The sequence below is a fragment of the Rhodococcus sp. YL-1 genome (assembly GCF_001942025.1).
Taxonomy (GTDB): Bacteria; Actinomycetota; Actinomycetes; order Mycobacteriales; family Mycobacteriaceae; genus Rhodococcus_F; species Rhodococcus_F qingshengii.
In genome coordinates this window covers 1,781,736-1,800,556 of record NZ_CP017299.1, presented here as the reverse complement: position 1 = coordinate 1,800,556, position 18,821 = coordinate 1,781,736, and the positions used below count along the sequence as shown (strand labels likewise).

General features: G+C 64.0%; 23 protein-coding genes and 4 tRNA genes. 6 read left to right on the top strand and 21 right to left on the bottom strand.

Annotation, left to right across the window (positions count from 1 at the left end; genetic code table 11):
* Positions 1-9: 9 nt before the first annotated feature.
* From rplA to BH682_RS08510, 11 genes are all read right to left on the bottom strand, one after another.
* On the bottom strand, positions 10-729 hold the full coding sequence (gene rplA, locus BH682_RS08560; RefSeq protein ID WP_003941982.1) for a 50S ribosomal protein L1: 720 nt from the start codon (positions 727-729) through the stop codon (positions 10-12).
* 109 nt (positions 730-838) lie between these two features.
* Positions 839-1,273, bottom strand: a complete 435-nt coding sequence (rplK, locus tag BH682_RS08555) for a 50S ribosomal protein L11 (protein WP_003941896.1) — start codon at positions 1,271-1,273, stop codon at positions 839-841.
* A gap of 66 nt (positions 1,274-1,339) precedes the next feature.
* Positions 1,340-2,176 carry a transcription termination/antitermination protein NusG gene (gene nusG / locus BH682_RS08550; protein ID WP_003942049.1) on the bottom strand — a complete coding sequence of 279 codons (837 nt, stop codon included), beginning with the start codon at positions 2,174-2,176 and terminating at the stop codon, positions 1,340-1,342.
* 84 nt (positions 2,177-2,260) lie between these two features.
* Positions 2,261-2,764: a preprotein translocase subunit SecE gene (gene secE / locus BH682_RS08545; RefSeq protein ID WP_020968963.1), complete on the bottom strand. Its 504-nt coding sequence runs from the start codon at positions 2,762-2,764 to the stop codon at positions 2,261-2,263.
* 31 nt (positions 2,765-2,795) lie between these two features.
* A tRNA-Trp gene (locus BH682_RS08540) sits at positions 2,796-2,868 on the bottom strand.
* A 173-nt stretch (positions 2,869-3,041) separates the two neighbouring features.
* The gene (hadB, locus tag BH682_RS08535) at positions 3,042-3,467 is read right to left on the bottom strand and encodes a (3R)-hydroxyacyl-ACP dehydratase subunit HadB (protein ID WP_003941909.1); all 426 of its coding nucleotides are present in this window, start codon (positions 3,465-3,467) and stop codon (positions 3,042-3,044) included.
* Complete coding sequence (hadA, locus tag BH682_RS08530; protein WP_019744315.1) at positions 3,454-4,008, bottom strand: (3R)-hydroxyacyl-ACP dehydratase subunit HadA; 555 nt, start codon at positions 4,006-4,008, stop codon at positions 3,454-3,456. The genes hadB and hadA overlap by 14 nt, the downstream gene beginning before the upstream one ends.
* Positions 4,009-4,094: 86 nt before the next feature.
* On the bottom strand, positions 4,095-4,262 hold the full coding sequence (gene rpmG / locus BH682_RS08525; protein ID WP_003941903.1) for a 50S ribosomal protein L33: 168 nt from the start codon (positions 4,260-4,262) through the stop codon (positions 4,095-4,097).
* Positions 4,263-4,323: 61 nt separating this feature from the next.
* Positions 4,324-4,396, bottom strand: a tRNA-Met gene (locus BH682_RS08520).
* 45 nt (positions 4,397-4,441) lie between these two features.
* Positions 4,442-4,514, bottom strand: a tRNA-Thr gene (locus BH682_RS08515).
* Positions 4,515-4,844: 330 nt separating this feature from the next.
* Positions 4,845-4,927 (bottom strand) — tRNA-Tyr (locus BH682_RS08510).
* Positions 4,928-5,151: 224 nt separating this feature from the next.
* Here BH682_RS08510 and BH682_RS08505 point away from each other — a divergent pair.
* A complete protein-coding gene (locus BH682_RS08505; RefSeq protein ID WP_003941854.1) occupies positions 5,152-5,643 on the top strand; it encodes a YajQ family cyclic di-GMP-binding protein in 492 nt (163 codons plus the stop codon).
* A gap of 71 nt (positions 5,644-5,714) precedes the next feature.
* On the opposite strand, the gene htpX is transcribed toward BH682_RS08505, so the two are convergent.
* Both htpX and BH682_RS08495 read right to left on the bottom strand, forming a co-directional pair.
* Positions 5,715-6,578, bottom strand: coding sequence for a zinc metalloprotease HtpX (gene htpX, locus BH682_RS08500; RefSeq protein ID WP_007728460.1), 864 nt, complete (start codon positions 6,576-6,578; stop codon positions 5,715-5,717).
* A 153-nt stretch (positions 6,579-6,731) separates the two neighbouring features.
* Entirely contained in the window at positions 6,732-7,781 is a 1,050-nt protein-coding gene (locus BH682_RS08495) for a polyprenyl synthetase family protein (protein ID WP_037129929.1), read from the bottom strand.
* Positions 7,782-7,885: 104 nt separating this feature from the next.
* Between BH682_RS08495 and BH682_RS08490 the strand changes: the two genes are divergently transcribed.
* The gene (locus BH682_RS08490; RefSeq protein ID WP_371735119.1) at positions 7,886-9,148 is read left to right on the top strand and encodes a geranylgeranyl reductase family protein; all 1,263 of its coding nucleotides are present in this window, start codon (positions 7,886-7,888) and stop codon (positions 9,146-9,148) included.
* 55 nt (positions 9,149-9,203) lie between these two features.
* Here BH682_RS08490 and BH682_RS08485 read toward each other — a convergent pair whose 3' ends face one another.
* From BH682_RS08485 to menD, 4 genes are all read right to left on the bottom strand, one after another.
* Positions 9,204-9,902, bottom strand: coding sequence for a demethylmenaquinone methyltransferase (locus BH682_RS08485; RefSeq protein ID WP_003941879.1), 699 nt, complete (start codon positions 9,900-9,902; stop codon positions 9,204-9,206).
* 37 nt (positions 9,903-9,939) lie between these two features.
* Entirely contained in the window at positions 9,940-11,085 is a 1,146-nt protein-coding gene (locus tag BH682_RS08480) for a glycosyltransferase family 4 protein (RefSeq protein ID WP_197523597.1), read from the bottom strand.
* Positions 11,086-11,153: 68 nt separating this feature from the next.
* On the bottom strand, positions 11,154-11,597 hold the full coding sequence (locus tag BH682_RS08475; protein ID WP_003941990.1) for a DUF3592 domain-containing protein: 444 nt from the start codon (positions 11,595-11,597) through the stop codon (positions 11,154-11,156).
* Positions 11,594-13,207 (bottom strand): 2-succinyl-5-enolpyruvyl-6-hydroxy-3-cyclohexene-1-carboxylic-acid synthase, encoded by a 1,614-nt coding sequence (menD, locus tag BH682_RS08470; RefSeq protein WP_003942063.1) that lies wholly within the window; start codon positions 13,205-13,207, stop codon positions 11,594-11,596. The genes BH682_RS08475 and menD overlap by 4 nt, the downstream gene beginning before the upstream one ends.
* A 68-nt stretch (positions 13,208-13,275) precedes the next feature.
* Here menD and BH682_RS08465 point away from each other — a divergent pair, with 68 nt between their 5' ends.
* Positions 13,276-13,878: a flavin reductase family protein gene (locus tag BH682_RS08465; RefSeq protein ID WP_054187848.1), complete on the top strand. Its 603-nt coding sequence runs from the start codon at positions 13,276-13,278 to the stop codon at positions 13,876-13,878.
* Between the two features lie 58 nt (positions 13,879-13,936).
* Positions 13,937-14,764, top strand: a complete 828-nt coding sequence (locus BH682_RS08460) for a siderophore-interacting protein (protein ID WP_042453072.1) — start codon at positions 13,937-13,939, stop codon at positions 14,762-14,764.
* Positions 14,765-14,830: 66 nt separating this feature from the next.
* Here the strand turns inward: BH682_RS08460 and BH682_RS08455 are convergent, their stop codons facing one another.
* The 3 genes from BH682_RS08455 to BH682_RS08445 are packed head-to-tail and all read right to left on the bottom strand — an operon-like array spanning position 14,831 to position 16,967.
* Positions 14,831-15,277, bottom strand: a complete 447-nt coding sequence (locus BH682_RS08455; RefSeq protein WP_003941973.1) for a DUF6918 family protein — start codon at positions 15,275-15,277, stop codon at positions 14,831-14,833.
* 48 nt (positions 15,278-15,325) lie between these two features.
* Positions 15,326-16,321, bottom strand: a complete 996-nt coding sequence (locus tag BH682_RS08450) for an o-succinylbenzoate synthase (RefSeq protein WP_054187820.1) — start codon at positions 16,319-16,321, stop codon at positions 15,326-15,328.
* Position 16,322: 1 nt separating this feature from the next.
* A complete protein-coding gene (locus BH682_RS08445; RefSeq protein ID WP_037129937.1) occupies positions 16,323-16,967 on the bottom strand; it encodes a PaaI family thioesterase in 645 nt (214 codons plus the stop codon).
* A gap of 83 nt (positions 16,968-17,050) precedes the next feature.
* Here BH682_RS08445 and BH682_RS08440 point away from each other — a divergent pair, with 83 nt between their 5' ends.
* Entirely contained in the window at positions 17,051-17,944 is an 894-nt protein-coding gene (locus tag BH682_RS08440) for a 1,4-dihydroxy-2-naphthoyl-CoA synthase (protein ID WP_024487301.1), read from the top strand.
* A gap of 28 nt (positions 17,945-17,972) precedes the next feature.
* Positions 17,973-18,362: a VOC family protein gene (locus BH682_RS08435; protein ID WP_075832673.1), complete on the top strand. Its 390-nt coding sequence runs from the start codon at positions 17,973-17,975 to the stop codon at positions 18,360-18,362.
* 97 nt (positions 18,363-18,459) lie between these two features.
* Here BH682_RS08435 and BH682_RS08430 read toward each other — a convergent pair whose 3' ends face one another.
* Positions 18,460-18,819 carry a hypothetical protein gene (locus BH682_RS08430; protein WP_003942018.1) on the bottom strand — a complete coding sequence of 120 codons (360 nt, stop codon included), beginning with the start codon at positions 18,817-18,819 and terminating at the stop codon, positions 18,460-18,462.
* Positions 18,820-18,821 lie beyond the last annotated feature (2 nt).

The following is an 18,821-nucleotide window of genomic DNA, read 5'->3' as shown; positions in this document are numbered from 1 at the left end:
GCGGACTGCTTACGCGTCTGCAGCATCCTCGAGGAGGTTGCGAGTACGGTTCGGATCCACCGGGATGCCCGGACCGGTGGTGGTCGAGACCGTGATCTTCTTCACGTAGCGACCCTTGGCCGACGAGGGCTTCGCACGCAGGATCTCGTCCAGGGCTGCGCCGTAGTTCTCCACCAGCTTCTCATCGTCGAACGATGCCTTGCCGATGACGAAGTGCAGGTTGGCCTGCTTGTCGACGCGGAAGTTGATCTTTCCGCCCTTGATGTCGTTGACAGCCTTGGTGACATCCGCCGTGACGGTGCCCGTCTTCGGGTTCGGCATCAGGCCACGCGGTCCGAGGACACGGGCGATGCGGCCGACCTTGGCCATCTGATCAGGAGTCGCGATTGCGGCGTCGAAATCGACCCATCCACCCTGGATGCGCTCGATCAGGTCTTCTGCACCGACTACGTCAGCGCCTGCAGCCTCGGCTTCTGCTGCCTTCTCGCCAACAGCGAACACGATGACGCGAGCGGTCTTACCGGTGCCGTGGGGCAGGTTGACCGTTCCGCGGACCATCTGGTCAGCCTTACGGGGGTCGACGCCCAGACGAACTGCAACCTCAACGGTTGCATCCATCTTGGTGGACGACGTCTCCTTGGCGAGCTTTGCAGCCTGAAGCGGGCTGTAGAGCTTGTCTGCGTCGATCTTCTCAGCGGCGGCGAGGTACGCCTTGCTGCGCTTTGCCATTTGTTCTGTCCTTACTTGTCACTGCAGCGAATTACCTGTGCAGTGGTGAATGGTTCAGTTGTGGTCGGGGCCTGGCCGGCCCTCCCACGTAATGCTGTGGAGCGGACTATCAGCCCTGGACCGTGATGCCCATGGAACGAGCGGTGCCGGCGATGATCTTCGCGGCCTGCTCGATGTCATTGGCATTGAGGTCTTCAGCCTTGGTCTTCGCGATTTCGCGCACCTGATCCATGGTCACCGAGGCAACCTTGGTCTTGTGCGGTTCGCCGGAGCCCTTGGCGACGCCGGCTGCCTTGAGGAGCAGCTTGGCGGCGGGAGGGGTCTTCAGCTTGAAATCGAAGGTCCGGTCTTCGTAGACCGAGATCTCGACCGGCACAACGTTGCCGCGCTGGGACTCAGTCGCCGCGTTGTAGGCCTTGCAGAACTCCATGATGTTCACGCCGTGCTGACCGAGCGCGGGACCCACGGGAGGTGCAGGGTTAGCCTGACCTGCCTGGATCTGCAGCTTGATGAGCCCGGCGAGCTTCTTCTTCTTTGGGGGCATCTCTAGTTCCTAGTTTCTAGCTTGGGTGTGTGTCTTGCGTCGAACAAATTGCAAGTTTTGGGGTGGTCAGATCTTCGCGACCTGGTTGAAGTTGAGCTCAACCGGGGTTTCACGACCGAAGATCGACACGAGAACCTTGAGCTTCTGCTGCTCGCCGTTGACCTCGCTGATGCTGGCCGGAAGGGTTGCGAACGGGCCGTCCATGACGGTGACCGACTCGCCGACCTCGAAGTCGACCTCGATGAGGGGCTTGCCGAAGGACTCGGACGGTGCCTCGCCTGCTGCGACGGCGGCCGCTGCAGCCTGCTGCTTCTTCTGCTCCTGCTGCGGGAGCAGGAACTTGACGACCTCGTTGAGGGTCAGCGGCGAGGGACGCGACGTGGCACCGACAAAACCGGTGACACCAGGCGTGTTGCGCACGGCGCCCCACGACTCGTCGTTGAGCTCCATGCGAACGAGGATGTATCCGGGCAGAACCTTGCGGTTGACCTGCTTGCGCTGGCCGTTCTTGATCTCGGTGACCTCTTCGGTGGGAACTTCCACCTGGAAGATGTAGTCGCCGACATCGAGGTTCTGAACGCGAGTCTCGAGGTTGGTCTTGACCTTGTTCTCGTAACCGGCGTACGAGTGGATGACGTACCAGTCACCCGGGGCGCGGCGCAGCGCAGCCTTGAGTTCGGCAACGGGATCCTCGACCTCGAGCTCGGCGGCGGGAGCGGCCTCGTCGGAGTTCTCGGCATCGTCGGAGATGACGTCCTCGGTCGCTGCAGCGTCTGCATCAGTGCCTTCGGCAACGTCTGCATCGGTGCCTTCGGCAACCACGACGTCTACTTCGGCTGCCGCCTCGGCAGAAACACGCTCTTCGGCCAAAGCCTCATTCGTGTCGTTCTCGGGGGTGCTCACTGGGGCACTCGCTTCCTCTCGTTACTCGGACCCGGGTCGGGTCTTGTCGCGCTCGCAGGCAAAGACGCCCGACTGCTACGGCGATCAGCCGAACAGCCAGGTGACACCCTTGATCACAGCGATATCGACGCCGCTGATGAAAGCGACCATGAAGACCACGAACGTCAGCACGACGCTGGTGTAGGTGATCATCTGCTTGCGGTTCGGCCAGATGACCTTACGGAGTTCTGCGATGACCTCGCGGAAGAATTTGCGCAGGCGCTTGAAGATGTTGTCCTTCTTCGCCTTGGGCTTCTTGCCGGGGTTCGTTGCAGTCGGCTTGGCCGAAGATGTCCGGGATGCCGTCCGGGCCGGAGTCTTCACGGTGGACGCGCTGACCGAGGCGCCGCGTGCAGCGCGCTTGCCGGTCGGCTTGTTGGAAACCCCACTGGATGCGGAGGGAGCCTTTTCGGCACCGTCCTTGTCCAACGAAAGATCGGAACGCGTAGTCGCGTCAGCTGCAGTGTCGTCGACACCGGTCGAATCGGCAGACGTTGAAGTCTCCGCATCCGAAGTGTCGGCGTCGCGCTTGGCGCGCTCCTCGCTCACGTCGTTCCTCTCAGTCGCTGGCATCCGGGGGCAGGGGCGACAGGACTTGAACCTGCAACCTGCGGTTTTGGAGACCGCTGCTCTGCCAGTTGAGCTACGCCCCTTTGGTTGACCTCGACAGGTAGACCCTGCCTGAATCAACCGTTCTGCGATCACACAACATACGCGCTACCCGAGGTGAATGTCTTGCAACATTCAGGGCAGCGCGCAGCGCTGAGGAATCCCAGAAATCTCAGTGTACTTCAAAGCCCCGGAACAAACACAATCCGCCCTGCGATCAGGCTAGACGGACCGTGGCAGTGGCACGACCGAAGATCTTCTTACCTTCGGACTTGGCCACAATTGCCAGTACTGCGGTCTTGCTTTCTTCGTCGATCGACTTCACCTTGGCGGTGAACTCGATCTCGGCAGCCTTGTCGGCTGCCACGATCACCGGGCTCGTGAACCGTACGTTGTACTCGGTCACTGCGCCCGGATCTCCCAGCCATTCGGTGACGTAGCCGGCACCGATGCCCATGGAGAGCATGCCGTGCGCGACGACGTCCGGCAAGCCGGCAAGTCGTGCGACCTCGTCACTGAAGTGAATCGGATTGGGATCTCCCGAAACACCCGCGTAGTTGGCGAGGTTTCCACGCGTCAGGGTGACGGACTTCTCGGGGAGAAGTTCGCCGACACTCACGTCGGAAAATTTACGAAGCGACATGCATCATCACGTCCTTGACTGCGTGGGCGATGTTCTCGTCCACTTCCCCACCCGTTCGAGCAACAAGCGTCGTCCACGTGGTGACGACTGCTTCGTCGTTCTGATCGGTGATGATGTTCTTGGTCACGATGATGTCGCTACCTGCGGCCTGCCTGAACGAATCCAGGAAGACGTCGCAGAAGAGTCGGTCACCTACCTGCATGGGCTTGTGCAGCACCAAGCGCTGATCGGTCTGAAGAATCTGACTCAGGTCGTAGCCTGTGACGATCTCTTCGAACAGACGTCGCTGAGCAATGGCACCCACGATGGCGACGAACGTGATGGGAGCGATCAGGCCGTCATATCCGAGGCCCTTGGCTGCCGACTCGTCGTAGTGCGCGGGATGGGCGTCCTGGACGGCGCGAGCGAACTCGCGCACCTTCTCGCGTCCGACCTCGTAGAAGTCTTCGACACGATAGTGGTGACCGACCATCTGGACGGCATGAGCGGCCGGGTCCGTAGGGACCTCGGCCGCTGCCTGGTTCTCTTGCAAATCTGTCACGCGGTGAGACTCTCTTCTAGCTAGGACCCGAAGACGCAGGCCCAGAGAGGGTCTTCCGCGAAAATCGTCGTCCTGTTAAGGACTTACTACTTCGACTCGCGATGCGACTGGTGGGTTCCGCAGTTGGGGCAGAACTTCTTGAGCTCCAGGCGATCGGGGTCGTTGCGCCGATTCTTCTTGGTGATGTAGTTGCGGTGCTTGCATACCTCGCAGGCCAAGGTGATCTTGGGCCGAACGTCGGTCGAGGAGGCCACGGGATGCCTTCTTTCGGGTGTATCTGATTACGAGCAATCAGGGTGGATCATGCATATTGTGTAGCGGTGACCGGACTTGAACCGGCGACGCAACGATTATGAGTCGTTTGCTCTACCAACTGAGCTACACCGCCTCGGTGTCGAGTGTCGCGCGGAAAGCACGGCACCACAATCCAGCGAGCCCCCTAACGGAATCGAACCGTTGACCTTTTCCTTACCATGGAAACGCTCTACCGACTGAGCTAAGGGGGCGTGGCTCAGGAGTGCGTTGCCGCTCTCTTGAAGCCTCCGAAAGATTACACACGAACGAGCGCCAGCACCAAATCCGCTGGTCATCGGGGCAAAAATGGTGCCGGAGCCCATTGTTGCACCGATCGGGGCCGCTGGCGAGGGCTTTGCGGGAACCAGCTCGACCCTGCACTCCCCCTGAAACCATCCCCCGGTGCCCATCCCGAGGCCCCTGAGCCCCCGACACCCCTGAGCCGAAGCCGGCGCCTGCGTCGCCAACGCGCGCTCGACCTCGGTACACGCACAAAAAAGTCAGCCCCGACTCTCGCGAAGAGAATCGGGGCTGACTTGGTGTGGCAGATGTAGGATTCGAACCTACGTAGGCATAAGCCGACGGATTTACAGTCCGCTCCCATTGGCCGCTCGGGCAATCTGCCGTGCTTGCACCAGGCTTCGATCCGGCGCATTCGCAAGTATATCGCGACGTGCGGCGGCCGAAAACGGCTTCCTCGGTGCGGTGAGAAGAATACAACGAACACACCCCCATTTTGCAAACCGGGTGGTAACGGGCGGTGCCGACCCGATAACGTCGAGGTGTCCACCGGTATGGAAGGTGGGCGGAACTCGATGTTCGTGAACTACCGGAAAGCGGGAGTGTGAAGTGGCTGATTCGTCCTTCGACGTGGTGAGCAAGGTTGACCGTCAAGAGGTGGACAACGCCCTGCATCAGGCTGCCAAGGAGTTGACCACGCGTTTCGACTTCCGAAACACGGGAGCGTCGATCGAGTGGTCTGGTGAAGAGACGATCACGTTGAACGCCGACACCGAGGAGCGACTGCTGGCCGCCCTCGACGTGTTCAAGGAGAAGTTGATCCGTCGCGACATCTCGCTGAAGGCATTCGATGCCGGCGAGCCGGCGCAGTCCGGAAAGATCTACAAGCTGTCCGGAACCTTGGTCCAGGGCATCAGCAGCGAGAACGCGAAGAAGATCACCAAGAAGATTCGCGACGAGGGCCCCAAGGGCGTCAAGGCGCAGATCCAGGGTGAGGAACTTCGTGTGAGCAGCAAGAAGCGCGACGACCTCCAGGGCGTCATCTCCCTGCTCAAGGGTGAGGACTTCGGGATCGCCCTGCAGTTCGTGAACTACCGGTAGTAGGGGCTGCGCCCCTGTGCGCCTTTTTGGTAGTTCCGACGACCAGAAAGGCTCACAGGGGCCGAAGGCCCCTACATCCCCGCCATCTTCTCCAAACGCTCGATCCGGTCCGCCATGGGCGGATGCGTCGAGAACAGCTTGCTGACCTTGTCGCCCGCTCTGAAGGGGTTGGCGATCATCAGGTGGGACTGCGCCGCGAGCTTGGGCTCAGGCGGCAACGGCGCGGCTGCGACGCCCGACTCGAGCTTGCGCAGCGCCGACGCCAACGCCAGCGGGTCACCGGTGAGCTCGGCTCCCGATTGATCCGCCTGGTACTCGCGAGAGCGCGAAACGGCCAGCTTGACCACGGTTGCCGCGATCGGTCCCAGCAGGGAGACGAGCAGCAGCGCGATCGGATTGCTTCCCTGCCCGTTCCCTCGGCCGCCGAAGATGCTCGCGTACATCGCGAAGTTGGCCAGGCCAGAGATGACGCTGGCCATCGCGCCGGCCACGGACGAGATCAAAATGTCCCGGTTGTAGACGTGGGAGAGTTCGTGCCCGAGCACGGCACGCAGTTCGCGTTCGTTCAGGATCTGCATGATGCCGCTGGTCACGCACACCGCGGCATGCCGAGGGCTACGACCGGTGGCAAACGCGTTCGGGGCGTTCGTGGGGCTGACGTACAGCCTGGGCATCGGTTGGTGCGCCGTCGTGGCGAGTTCGCGCACGATCCGGTAGATCGCCGGTGCCTCGACCTCGGTGATGGGCTGGGCGCGCATCGATCGAAGCGCCAGCTTGTCGCTGTTGAAGTACACGTAGGCATTCATGCCGACGGCAAACAGAACGGATCCCCACAGAAGGAACGGGCTGTTGAACAGCGAGCCGATGAAGACGATCAGCGCCGACATCCCCACCAACAAGCCGAATGTCTTCGCACCGTTCGCGTAGCCGTGCAAACCGCTCACCTCTTGCCTCGCTGGAGCCGAAGGCTCACCCGAACTCCCCGGTGTATGCACCGGTTCTGTTCAGTCAACGAAGGACAGGGGCATCAGGGTTCCCACCCAGTGACTGTCGGGGTTTCCACCCGGTAGCCCCGATTCGCCGAGGTGTCAGCCGACTCGTTCGATCGTGTAATCGACGAGACGCACGAGCGCTTCGTTGGCCGGTCCCTGCGGGAGCTCAGCCAACTGAGCTTTCGCCGCGACGGCATACTCGCCCAGCTTTGCCTTCGCCTTGACCATGCCCGGCGAACGCTCGAGCAGTTCGAGGGCCTCTTCCACCAGGGCATCTTCGGTGACCGGGCCCGCGAGAAGCTCCCGCAGGCGATCTGCGTCGGCTCCTTCTTCGCGGAACGCGTACAGGACGGGCAGGGTGTGGACACCCTCGCGCAGGTCGGTGCCGGGCGTCTTGCCGGACTGCGCCGATACGGACGAGATGTCGATGATGTCGTCGGAGATCTGGAACGCGGTGCCGACGGCATCACCCAGGCGCTCGAGGCGCTCGATGTGAGCTGCGTCGGCGCCGGAGAAGGTGCCGCCGAAGCGTCCCGAAGCAGCGATCAGCGAACCGGTCTTCTCCCACACGACCTTGAGGTAGTGCTCGACCGGATCCTGCTCCTTCTTGACACCGATCGTCTCGCGCATCTGGCCGGTGACCAGTTCGGCGAATGTTTCGGCGATGATCCGAACGGCCTCGGGTCCGAGCGTCGACACCAGTCGTGATGCGTGCGCGAACAGATAGTCGCCGGCCAGGATCGCCACGCTGTTTCCCCAGCGGGCATTGGCGCTGGGTGCTCCGCGCCGCATGGACGCCTCGTCCATGACGTCGTCGTGATAGAGCGTCGCCAGGTGAACGAGTTCGGTGACAGTCGCTGCGGTGATGATCGACGGATCGTTCGGCACCGGTCCGAGTTGCGCGGTCAGGATCGTGAACAACGGACGGAAGCGCTTTCCACCAGCTCGCGCGAGATGCAGCGCGGCCTCGGTGAGGAAGTCTTCTCCGTCGGACAGCTCGCTGACCAACAACTCCTCGACATCGGAGAGTCCACCACGCACTACTGCGGCGAGCTGTTCGTCGCCCAGGTCGATGCCTGCAACGACGGTGCTCGATGCGGTTGCGTCGGCAGCAGTCTTTTCGGTGCTCACGATGTCAGTACCCATTCCTGTCGTCAGTGACGGCTCGGTTCCCACGGTAGTGAACCTAGCGGTTCGCACTCGGGACGGCCTCGCCACGGTGGCGATCGCGAGCCTGGGAAGATGTGAGTGTGTCCGTAGAAGAGCAGTCCCCCGTCGTCGATTCGCTTCCGAACGAAACCGACATTGTGGTCATCGGCGCAGGTCCCGCGGGTTCTTCGGCCGCAGCGTGGGCCGCCCGCAGCGGCCGAGACGTCGTGCTGGTGGACGCTGCCGTCTTCCCGCGAGACAAGACTTGTGGTGATGGACTCACTCCGCGCGCCGTGGCCGAACTGGATCTCCTCGGCCTCGGCGAGTGGGTTCGGTCACACACGACGAACAAGGGACTACGGTTGTCCGGCTTCGGACAAGAACTCGAACTCGAGTGGCCGGGGACGTCGTTCCCGCCGATCGGCAGCGCCATCCCCCGGACCGAACTCGACGACGCCATTCGCCGGTGCGCCGTCGAATCGGGCGCGGTCATGGTCGAGGGCACCAAGGCCGTCGACGTCGAACTCGACGGTGATCGAGTAGCCGCCGTCGTACTCGCCGGCCCCTCGGGACGCAGCACTCTTCGTTGCCGGACGCTGATCATCGCCGACGGCGTTCGCTCGACGCTCGGCAAGAAGCTGGGACGGCAGTGGCACCGGGACACCGCGTACGGCGTCGCGGCACGCGCGTATGTCGCGACGCCGCGCAGCGCCGACCCGTGGATCACCTCGCATCTGGAACTGCGGGACACCGAGGGCACGTTGCAGGCGGGGTACGGCTGGATCTTCCCGCTCGGCACCGGCGAGGTGAACATCGGCGTCGGGACACTGGCGACGTCCAAGCGCCCGGCGCCGGGTGCCCTGCGTCCCTTGCTCGACTTGTACACCGACCAGCGCCGAAGCGAGTGGCAGTGGAGCAGCGAAATACATTCCGTCGCTTCGGCTTTGCTACCCATGGGCGGCGCTGTCTCCAACATCGCCGGACGCAACTGGGCCGTGATCGGCGACGCCGCAGCGTGCGTGAACCCGCTCAACGGTGAGGGCATCGACTACGGCCTCGAAGGCGGACGTCTGGTGGTCGAACAGCTCGGCGCCGACGACCTCACGGAGCTGTGGCCGACCGTGCTTCGGGAGCATTACGGGCAGGCATTCTCGGTCGCGCGCCGGCTCGCAGGCCTGCTGACGGTTCCGCAATTCCTGCCCGCCTCGGGCCCGATTGCGATGCGCTCACGGGCACTGATGACGGTCGCCGTTCGGGTGATGGGGAACCTCGTCACCGACGCCGACGCCGATCTGACGGCGAAGGCATGGCGTGCGTCGGGGGCCGCGTCGAGAAAGATCGACTCCCGACCGCTGTTCGGTTGAGCAAGTGCTGTGCGCCTTTATTAACCGCCGGGGGTTGATAAAGGCGCACAGCAGTTCAGGCAGTGGCGTAATGCAGCGCCACGATGCCGCCGGTGAGGTTGCGCCACTTGACGTTCTTCCACCCGGCAGCCTCGATCTTGCGGGCCAACTCTTCCTGGGTCGGCCAGGCGCGGATCGATTCGGCGAGGTAGACGTAGGCGTCGGGGTTGCTGCTGACGGTGCGTGCGACCTGCGGGAGCGCCTTCATCAGGTACTCCATGTAGACCGTGCGGAAGGGCCCGAAGACGGGCGTCGAGAACTCGCTGACGACGAGACGTCCGCCCGGCTTGGTGACGCGGGCGATCTCACGCAGTCCGGCTTCGAAGTCGGAGACGTTGCGCAGGCCGAAGGAAATCGTCGCGGCGTCGAACACGTTGTCGGCATAGGGCAGGTACATCGCGTCACCTGCGACCATCGGAACTTTGCGCGAGATTCCGGCCTTGAGCATTCCCTTGGAGAAGTCGGTGGCGACGCACCAGGCACCGGAGCGCCCCAGTTCGACGGTCGAGACTCCGGTTCCGGCGGCGAGGTCGAGTACCTTCTCGCCCGGCTTGAGGTCGAGGGCTTCGCGGGTGGCCTTGCGCCAACCCTTGTCCTGGCCGAAGGACAGCACGGTGTTGGTGAGGTCGTATCGCTCCGCGACGTCGTCGAACATCGACGCGACTTCGTGCGGTTGCTTCTCGAGAGTTGCTCGGGTTCCGTGTGTAGTGGCCACACCCGAAACGCTACCAACCCTCGGGCAGCGAGGGCGTTCAGGCTGCTCTGGCACCCGTTCGCCGCCCGAGGCCCTGCACGTCCTCGTAGTGACGGAGCAACTCTTCGCAGATTGCCGGCCAGGTCCGGTGCAGCACCGAGCGCCTCGCCGCGGAGCCGAACTGCACCCGCAGATCACGCTGACGAAGTGCGTCGACTGCGCTTGGCAGGAGTTCGGTGAACCTGTCCGTCGGCAGGAGGTAGCCGTTGCGGCAATGCGAGATCAGGTCACGTGGTCCGCCGGCGTCCGGTCCGACGACAGGCACACCGCTCGCGAGGGCTTCCTGGACCGCCTGGCAGAAGGTCTCGTGCTCGCCGGGGTGAACGAATACGTCCAGGCTCGCATAGGCGTCGGCCAGCGCGGTACCGCCCAGTTGTCCGGTGAAGATCGCGTCCGGCATCAGTCGTCGTAGGTTCTCGCGGTCCGGGCCGTCTCCGACGACGACGATCTGCACACTGGGATCGCCGGCCAGGGCCGCCAATCGTTCGACGTGCTTTTCGGGCGCGAGGCGACCGACGAAGCCGACCACCAACCGGTCGCTGTCGCCGATCCAGGACTGCCGCAACACCGAGCTACGACGCGAAGGCGCGAATCGTTGTGCGTCGACGCCGCGGGCCCATCGGTGCACGCGCGGAATGCCGTGCTCTTCGAGGGCGTCGACTGCCGACGTGGAGGGCGCGAGGGTCCTGTTGCAGCTCTTGTGGATTCGACGGGTCCACGCCCATGCGGCGCGGCTGGTGACGCCGAGCCCGTAGCTTTCGGCAAATCCGGCGACGTCGGTTTGGTAGACCGCGACGGTGGGGATTCCGAGCCGCTTCGCGACGGCCACTCCTCCGGCGCCGAGCAGGAACGGTGACGCCAGATGGACGACGTCGGGCGCGAAGGTCCGCACGGCCGTGGTCAATCGTGGTTGCGGCAGGCCGACGGGAAGTGAACTGACTTTGGGCACCATGACGGCTGGCACCCGAACCACCTGAACGCCTTCGTGTTCGGTGGCGGCAGAGGTGTCGGATCCGACAGTGTCCGGCGCAATGACCATGGCGTCGTGGCCAGTGCGATCGAGGTGTTCGAGCACGCGTAGTACCGAGTTGGTGACGCCGTTCATGTTGGGCAGGAATGACTCCGCAACGATGGCTACTCTCACACCGAGAACGGTGACAGGGCCAGGAAAAGTCCACGTCATGTTCGTGTGAAGTTCGGGCGAAGCGCGAACTAACTCGAGGCGACCGGCGCCGAACTTGCCGCCTGCGCTTCCCGCTTGCGCAGGTACCAGATCGACGGTCCGGCCAGGAGCCACGTCACGACGATCACCGATCCGGCCGGGATCAGTGCCACCGTCGCGTTACGTCCTGCTACCCGAACCAAATCGGGCTCGGTCCTGTAGTACTCCACCTCGATGCGCTGTCCCACAGTCAGATTGGTGGGGTAGAGCACGCCGAGTTCAGGGTTGTGATTCGCGCCGTCCGGTGTCACGAAGCTGATCGCCGAACGTAGCGAGCCCGCCGAGAGCACCTCGGCGGTTGCGGTCCCCATGTTCGATTCGATGGTCCGATCGTTGCGCCAGGCACCGAGAACCAGAATCACCGCGAGCACGGAAATGCCGACCGCAACCACCAGCACACCGATGCGGAGGCGACGCAGAACCGTTTGCGTCACAGCTGTGCCCGCACGGAAGCGTGGAGTTCGCGCAGCCCACTGCGATCCGTCGCGACCTCGAGCACACGAATGCCGTTGGCCGGTTGCGCCAGCGTCGTTGCCAGGGCGTCGACGGTGACCGCTGCGTGCGGCACGCGGTAGGCCGCACAGAGCGCGGCCAGGTCCATGCCGTGCGGAGTTCCGAAGACTCGCTCGAAGACTCCGGCGTACTGCGGGTCGCCTTGTTCGAGGAGCTCGAAGATACCGCCGCCGTCGTCGTTGGCGACGACGATGGTGAGGTCGCTCGGCCTCGGCTCACCGGTCCCGATCAGCAGCCCGGACGCGTCGTGCAGGAAGGTCAGGTCGCCCATGAGAGCGACGGTCCGGCCGCCCTCGTACGCCAACGCGGCGCCCACCGCCGCCGAGACGGTGCCGTCGATACCTGCGACGCCGCGATTCGACAGCACCCGCACGGCGGGCTTGGGATAGCTCACGAGGGCCGCGTCGCGAACAGGGTTGGATGCGCCGAGCAGAAGCTGGTCGCCGTCCGCGAGAGCATCCATCACAGCAGCTGCCACGTGCAGGCCGGTGGCCTTGGGGTGGGCGTCGAGTTGCTTGCGGACGGCAGTTTCGGCGTGTTCGGTCAGCGCGGCGCATCGAGCGATCCAGGCGGGATCGGGAGTCCCGGTGACCACTGCTCTGGTTCCGGTGGCGAGTACGTTGCCGGATACGTCCGGCCAGCGCGGCCCGGTAGTCAGCGCGTAGACGTCGACGCCTGGGTCGGCCAGCACCTTCGAGACCTGACGATGCAACGTCGGGCGGCCGGTGATGATCGCCTGCTTGGGCTTGAGTTGCGAGAGCGCGAGTGGATGCAGTGCTATCCCGTGCATCGGAGCCGTCGGTTCGGCCACCGTCGGCAGGCCGGCCAGCTCAGGCCGAAGTGCGCTGCCGTGTCCGGAAATGACCACCGTATCTGCGGTGAGGTCCAGATCGACCGGAACATCGAGCGTCGCGTTCTGGGTGGTGGTCCAGGCCGCACCGCCGGGACGGCCCTCCGGGACCGGTCCCTGCACGTGCACGTCCGGCACCAGCGGCTCACGAAGTGGAATGTCGAAGTGCACCGGACCCGCGTTTCCGGATCGGGTTCCGCGGGCAGCGGCGAGGACCCGGCAGACCGCCGAGCGCCACTGGCTGTTCTGCGTCGAATCGTCCTCCGCCAGGCCCAGGCTGATGGTTGCGCGGACTTGACTGCCGAAGAGCCCGAGCTGCTCGACGGTCTGGTTGGCGCCGGTGCCGAGCATCTCGTACGGCCGGTTGGCGCTCAGGACCACCAGCGGCACTCGCGCGTAGTTGGCCTCGAGGACAGCGGGTCCGAGATTCGCGACGGCGGTCCCGGAAGTCATCACGATGGGGACCGGTCGTTTCCCGGCGATTGCCAGTCCGAGTGCCAGAAAGCCTGCTGTCCGCTCGTCGATCCGCATGTGCAGACGCAACCGGCCGTCGAGATCGGCAGCCTGGAGGGCAAATGCGAGGGGCGCGTTGCGAGAGCCTGGACACAGCACGACTTCACGCACGCCACCACGAACCAGTTCGTCGACGACGGCTGTGGCTTGTGCAGTGGACGGATTCACGCCTTCAAGAGTGTCAGATGTTCGGGCGCAAGCATGCCCAGGGGCGGGGACAGCGGCATTATGTGTGGGTGCGCACACTCTTCGATCCAGCCGAGCTCGAACCCCGTCGGTTCTATCAGTTACTCACCGCTTCGGTGGTCCCCCGGCCGATTGCCTGGGTGTCCACCCTGTCGGCGGACGGCGTCGGCAATCTGGCTCCGTACAGCTTTTTCACCGTGGCAAGTTCGGCGCCGCCGATCGTGCAGTTCACGTCGGTCGGACGCAAGGACAGTCTGCGCAACATCGAAGCGACCGGCGAATTCGTGATCAACCTGGCGACTGCCAGGCTTGCCGACGTGGTGAACCAGAGTTCCGCCTTCTACGACGCCGAGGCCGACGAGTTTCTCGAGTTGAACATCCGTAGCGAGCCGAGCGAGCGGGTTCGCCCCGTCCGGGTCGCCGACTCCCCGATCGCCATCGAATGCACGCTCCACCAGGTCGTCGAGGTCGGCAATTCATTTGTCGTGATGGGAAATGTGGTGGCGGTCGCAGTACGTCCCGAGGCTGTCGCCGACGACGGCCTGCCGGACTTCGCGGCAATCGCACCGATGAGCCGACTTGGCCGAGCGCAGTGGGGTCTTCCTCCCGAAGTCGTCGAAAAGGACAGACCCACCACTCCACAGCGACCATAAATCAGGTTAGGGTTACCTGATTAGGTACGAGTAACAGATAATCAGGGAGCAACCAGTCATGGCCAAGCGCGCCAAGTTCGTGAAACCGGCCTCACGCAGCATCGTGTCGGCGCAGGTCGTGGCGAACAAACGAATCAGCCCCAGCTTCATCCGGGTGACCATTGCCGGCGAAGAGCTGTCCACCATCGCTCCGATGGGTGCCGATCAGTGGTTCCGCATGTTCATCCCGCAGGTCGGCCAGAGTGAACTCCGGTTGCCGAGCGCGGCCAGCAATCTCTGGTATGCGCAGTACCTGTTGATGTCCAAGGACACGCGACCCGTCGTGCGCAACTACACGATTCGCGCCTACCGTGCTGCCGGATCCGGTCTCTTCGGCGAGACCACGGAGATCGACATCGACTTCGCTTATCACGGCGACATCGGCCCGGCATCCGCGTGGGCGGACACCGCGTCGGCCGGCGACGAGGTCGCCCTCTTGGACGAAGGCTGCATCTACAACCCCACACCCGAGGCCAAGTGGCAACTGCTCGTCGGCGACGAGAGTGCACTTCCCGCGATCATCGGCATTCTGGAATCCGCGCCCGCAGACCTGCGTGCCGAGGTCTTCGTCGAGATTCCGAACATCGAAGACAAGCAAGACATTCCGGAGTTGGCGAACGTCAACGTGCATTGGCTCGTTCGCGAGGACGAACACGCGACGCCGGGTGTTCTGACCCTCGAGACCGTCCGCGCCGCCGAACTGCCCGAGGGGCCGTCGTACACCTTTGTCGCCGGCGAACAGGCACTCACCACCGGGCTGCGTCGGCACCTCGTGAACGACCGGAAGTTCGCCAAAACCGACATCACCTTCACCGGCTTCTGGCGCCACGGACATTCGGCTCACTGACAAACACACCGAAAACGACGAGTGGCCCGAGAGAAACTCCCGGGCCACTCGTCGTTTTACGTTCGCTTATGCAGCGTGCTTCTGGATCACATCGCCCAGACGCGGCAGAGCTGCAGTCACATGCTTCTTCGCCGAACCGCGCAGCTTCGAGTACATCGACTTGACGACGGCCTTGTCGCTGCCCTCGATACGCTCGTCCGTCACCTCGAGGAGGGAATCGGCAACCGCGTCACCGCGGGCGCTGATGAAATCGGCGAAGCTGCCTTCACCGGAAGCCGAGAATTCCTGCCAGTACGGCTCGAGCTTTGCCACGAAAGCCGGCAGAAGCGCGGTGACGGCGTCCGGCACGATGGACGGGCTCACCTTCTTGACCGCGCCGTAGCCACCCTTGAGAGCCAGCCCTGAGGCCCCCGACTTATCCGAAACCTCTGCGTCGATCAAGGTCTGCACGTCCGCGACGACCGCGGGAACCCGTGATTCCTCGAGCAGGGTTTCGTTCAGAGCTGCAACCACTTTCGATCCCTTCATTCTTCACTGATGTTCATCAGGTCGCGCCCGAGACTATACGAAATTCGGCTGGTCCCTACTGCCGAGTATCCGATGGCAGCGCCGAGCCCGCTCCAGCCACCAGTCGCGCCGGTCCGCGGGCGCGGCCAGCGTCTCGAGCAGAACCGGATCAGGCTCGACGGCACCCACCGACAAAGCACCGTCGACAGCTGCCCCGGTGACCGCGACATCCCGGACGAACAGGCCGCCGGTACCGAGTCCGCAGGCAAACGGAAGGGTGGGCAACGCTGCCGCGGCCGCCAGTCCCGCGGACATCCCCACAGCCGTGTCCAGAGCACTAGAGACCACCACCGGCACCCCGTAGTCCGCCAGCTGCGCCGACAGCGCCACCACAGCACGCATTCCGCCCAGCGGCGGCACCTTCACGACGGCGACGTCCGCTCCCCCCGCTCGTACGACGCGCAGCGGGTCCTCGGCACGGCGAATGCTCTCGTCGGCAGCGATCCGCACACCGGTCCCCGCGGCGCGGACCCTGACCAGTTCCTCGACGCTTGCACACGGCTGCTCGGCGTATTCGAGTTCACCGTCATCGGTGATCGCTCGCAAGGCCGTGATCGCCTCGTCCACGCTCCACCCGCCGTTGGCGTCGACGCGCACGTTCGGGATGTGCCGACGCACCTCGTTCACCCGGGCGACGTCCTGCGCCAGCGACTGTCCCTTCTCGGCGACCTTGACCTTGGCTGTCCGGGCGCCGGGGAAGCGCTCCAGCAATTCCGGAACGGCAGACGCGTCGATCGCCGGCACGGTCGCGTTGACGGGAACTGCGTCACGAAGCGCAGGCGGCGGACCCAGCCACGCCGCTTCGATACCCGCGAGCAGCCACTGCGACGCCTCGTCGTCGTCGTACTCGACGAACGGGGCGAATTCTCCCCACCCGGCCGGGCCGCGAACGAGCAGGGCCTCACGAGTCGTGATGCCGCGAAAGCGAACTCGCATCGGTAGTGCGAGCACCACGGCGTCCGCGATCAGATCGTCGAACGAGGGGAACATGTCAGGGCTGTCCCGGAAGCAGTTCGATCATGAGCGCCTCACCGTCGGCGAGGAGCTTGCCGTCGAGATCGGTCAAGCGCGCGCTGACAAAAGTCTTGCGACCCTCGACCCGATCCACCTGCCCCTCGATCACCAGTTGTTGATTGAGCGGAGTGATCGCGCGGTAATTGATGTGGAGGTAGCCGGTGCGGGAGATCGGACGGCCACCCGCGTGGACCGTCATCCCGAAGACGTCGTCGAACAGCAAGGGCAGGACACCGCCGTGAGCGGCGCCGTTGCCGCCCAGGTGGTAGCGGCGGAAGACGCCGGTACTGCGGACTCCTTCGGTGTCGAACTTCTCGACCATCCACGGGAGCATGAGGAGGCTGCCGCGTCCGGGCAGTTGGATGTTCGAGCCTGCGGGCGACTTGCCTTCCGGGACCTCGTACGGAGTCAACCGATCGGCAAGCTCTTCGGCTTGCGTAGCGATGTCTGCGAGTACGTCGTCGGGAACATTGGTCGAGACGGCAAGGTCCTGCAACCTGCGCATCGCTTCGACGAAGCGGCCGAAGTCCGGACCTGCGGGAGTGTGCCGGAACCGTGGAAATCCGCCCCGCTTCTCACCGTCTGTGACGATCTCCGTGCCGTCTGCGGTTTGTTCGCTCATGACCTGCACGTTAGCGCGCCCGGGAACGTGTTCTACCTCAGGTATCCGTTAGACGCGCGAGCCGTGCCTCTATCGTGGCTCAGGTGACCTTCAACCCGCAGCTCTGGCGCCCTGTCCCCGGATTCGAGAACCTCACCGACATCACCTACCACCGGCATGTCAGCCAAGGCACCGTTCGCGTCGCCTTCGACCGACCGGAAGTGCGTAATGCGTTCCGCCCGCACACCGTCGACGAGTTGTACCGCGCGCTCGATCACGCCCGGATGACCTCCGACGTGGGAGCGGTGCTCCTGACCGGCAACGGACCGAGCGAGAAGGACGGCGGTTGGGCGTTCTGCTCGGGCGGAGACCAGCGCATCCGTGGCCGCAGCGGCTACCAGTACGCCGAAGGTGAAACGGCGGACACCGTCGACAAAGCACGCGCCGGGCGCCTGCACATCCTCGAGGTCCAGCGCTTGATCCGCTTCATGCCGAAGGTCGTGATCTGCCTGGTCAACGGCTGGGCTGCGGGCGGCGGCCACAGCCTGCACGTGGTGTGCGACCTGACGCTCGCCAGCCGCGAGCACGCACGGTTCAAGCAGACCGACGCCGACGTCGGAAGCTTCGACGGCGGCTACGGCAGCGCCTATCTGGCAAAGATGGTGGGCCAGAAGTTCGCTCGCGAGATCTTCTTCCTGGGTGAGACGTACACCGCCGAGGAAATGCATCAGATGGGCGCGGTCAACAAGGTTGTCGACCACGCTGAACTCGAAAACGTCGCGATCGACTGGGCCGGCAAGATCAACGGCAAGTCGCCGCAGGCACAGCGGATGCTCAAGTACGCGTTCAACCTGCAGGACGACGGGTTGGTCGGCCAGCAGCTGTTCGCCGGTGAGGCAACACGTTTGGCGTACATGACCGACGAGGCCGTCGAGGGTCGTGACTCGTTCCTCGAAAAGCGTGATCCCGACTGGTCACCATATCCCTGGTATTTCTGACACAGTAGGTGCGAGAGGGAGGTCGGACGTGGAGATTCTGAGCAGTCGGACGATATTGCGCCCGAGCGAGTACGAACGAACGCTGAGCTTCTACCGAGACACCCTCGGTCTGGCGATCGCTCGTGAATATCCCGGCGGCACAGTCTTCTTCGCCGGCCAAGGTCTGATCGAAGTCGCTGCGCACGGCGGCACCGGCGAGGGCGGCTTTCGCGGCGCGATCTGGCTGCAGGTCCGGGACCTCACTGCCGTTCAGACCGAACTGGTTCTCGCCGGGGTCAAGATCGCGCGCGAGGCAAGACACGAACCGTGGGGTCTACACGAGATGTGGATCGCCGACCCGGACGGGACACCGATCGTGATGGTGCAGATCCCGGAGGATCATCCCATCCGACGCGATTCCCGGCCACCGTCCGCGTAGTCGAGACACCGCTGTAGCCGAGACACAGCTGTAGCCGAGCAGTGACAGATGCCCGCCACGACTTTCGTGGCGGGCATCTGTCGGTTCTTCGCAGAGATCAGTTGCGCGTGCTCAGCGCCTGAGAGATCTGATCTGTCTGGGCCTGACCCTCGAGCAGTTGGCGAACCAACCACAGCCGCAGCACCTTTGCCACCGATGCGGCCAGGAAGAGTGCGGCACCGACCACTGTCAGGGCGAGGAAAACCACGGTGAGGATCTGGTACGACACCAGATCCCGCAGGTCCGAGAGCGTCAGCGAAGAGATGTAGACGACGAAGGCGCCGACCACACCGACGACCATGAGCACCAGGCCCGCGATGCGCGTCGCCGCGTCGCCGCCTGCCTGCTTCTTGTCCAGCTTCAACTCTGCGATGTTCTTCTTGAATTCCTCACGGCGATCTTCGGCGAGAGTAGTCATCG

Coding starts and splice junctions, on each gene's coding strand:
- rplA (WP_003941982.1), bottom strand. CDS start 729: ATGGCAAAGCGCAGCAAGGCGTACCTCGCCGCCGCTGAGAAGATCGAC.
- rplK (WP_003941896.1), bottom strand. CDS start 1,273: ATGCCCCCAAAGAAGAAGAAGCTCGCCGGGCTCATCAAGCTGCAGATC.
- hadB (WP_003941909.1), bottom strand. CDS start 3,467: ATGTCGCTTCGTAAATTTTCCGACGTGAGTGTCGGCGAACTTCTCCCC.
- BH682_RS08495 (WP_037129929.1), bottom strand. CDS start 7,781: ATGGGTACTGACATCGTGAGCACCGAAAAGACTGCTGCCGACGCAACC.
- BH682_RS08460 (WP_042453072.1), top strand. CDS start 13,937: ATGGCCAAGCGCGCCAAGTTCGTGAAACCGGCCTCACGCAGCATCGTG.
- BH682_RS08450 (WP_054187820.1), bottom strand. CDS start 16,321: ATGTTCCCCTCGTTCGACGATCTGATCGCGGACGCCGTGGTGCTCGCA.
- BH682_RS08445 (WP_037129937.1), bottom strand. CDS start 16,967: ATGAGCGAACAAACCGCAGACGGCACGGAGATCGTCACAGACGGTGAG.
- BH682_RS08430 (WP_003942018.1), bottom strand. CDS start 18,819: ATGACTACTCTCGCCGAAGATCGCCGTGAGGAATTCAAGAAGAACATC.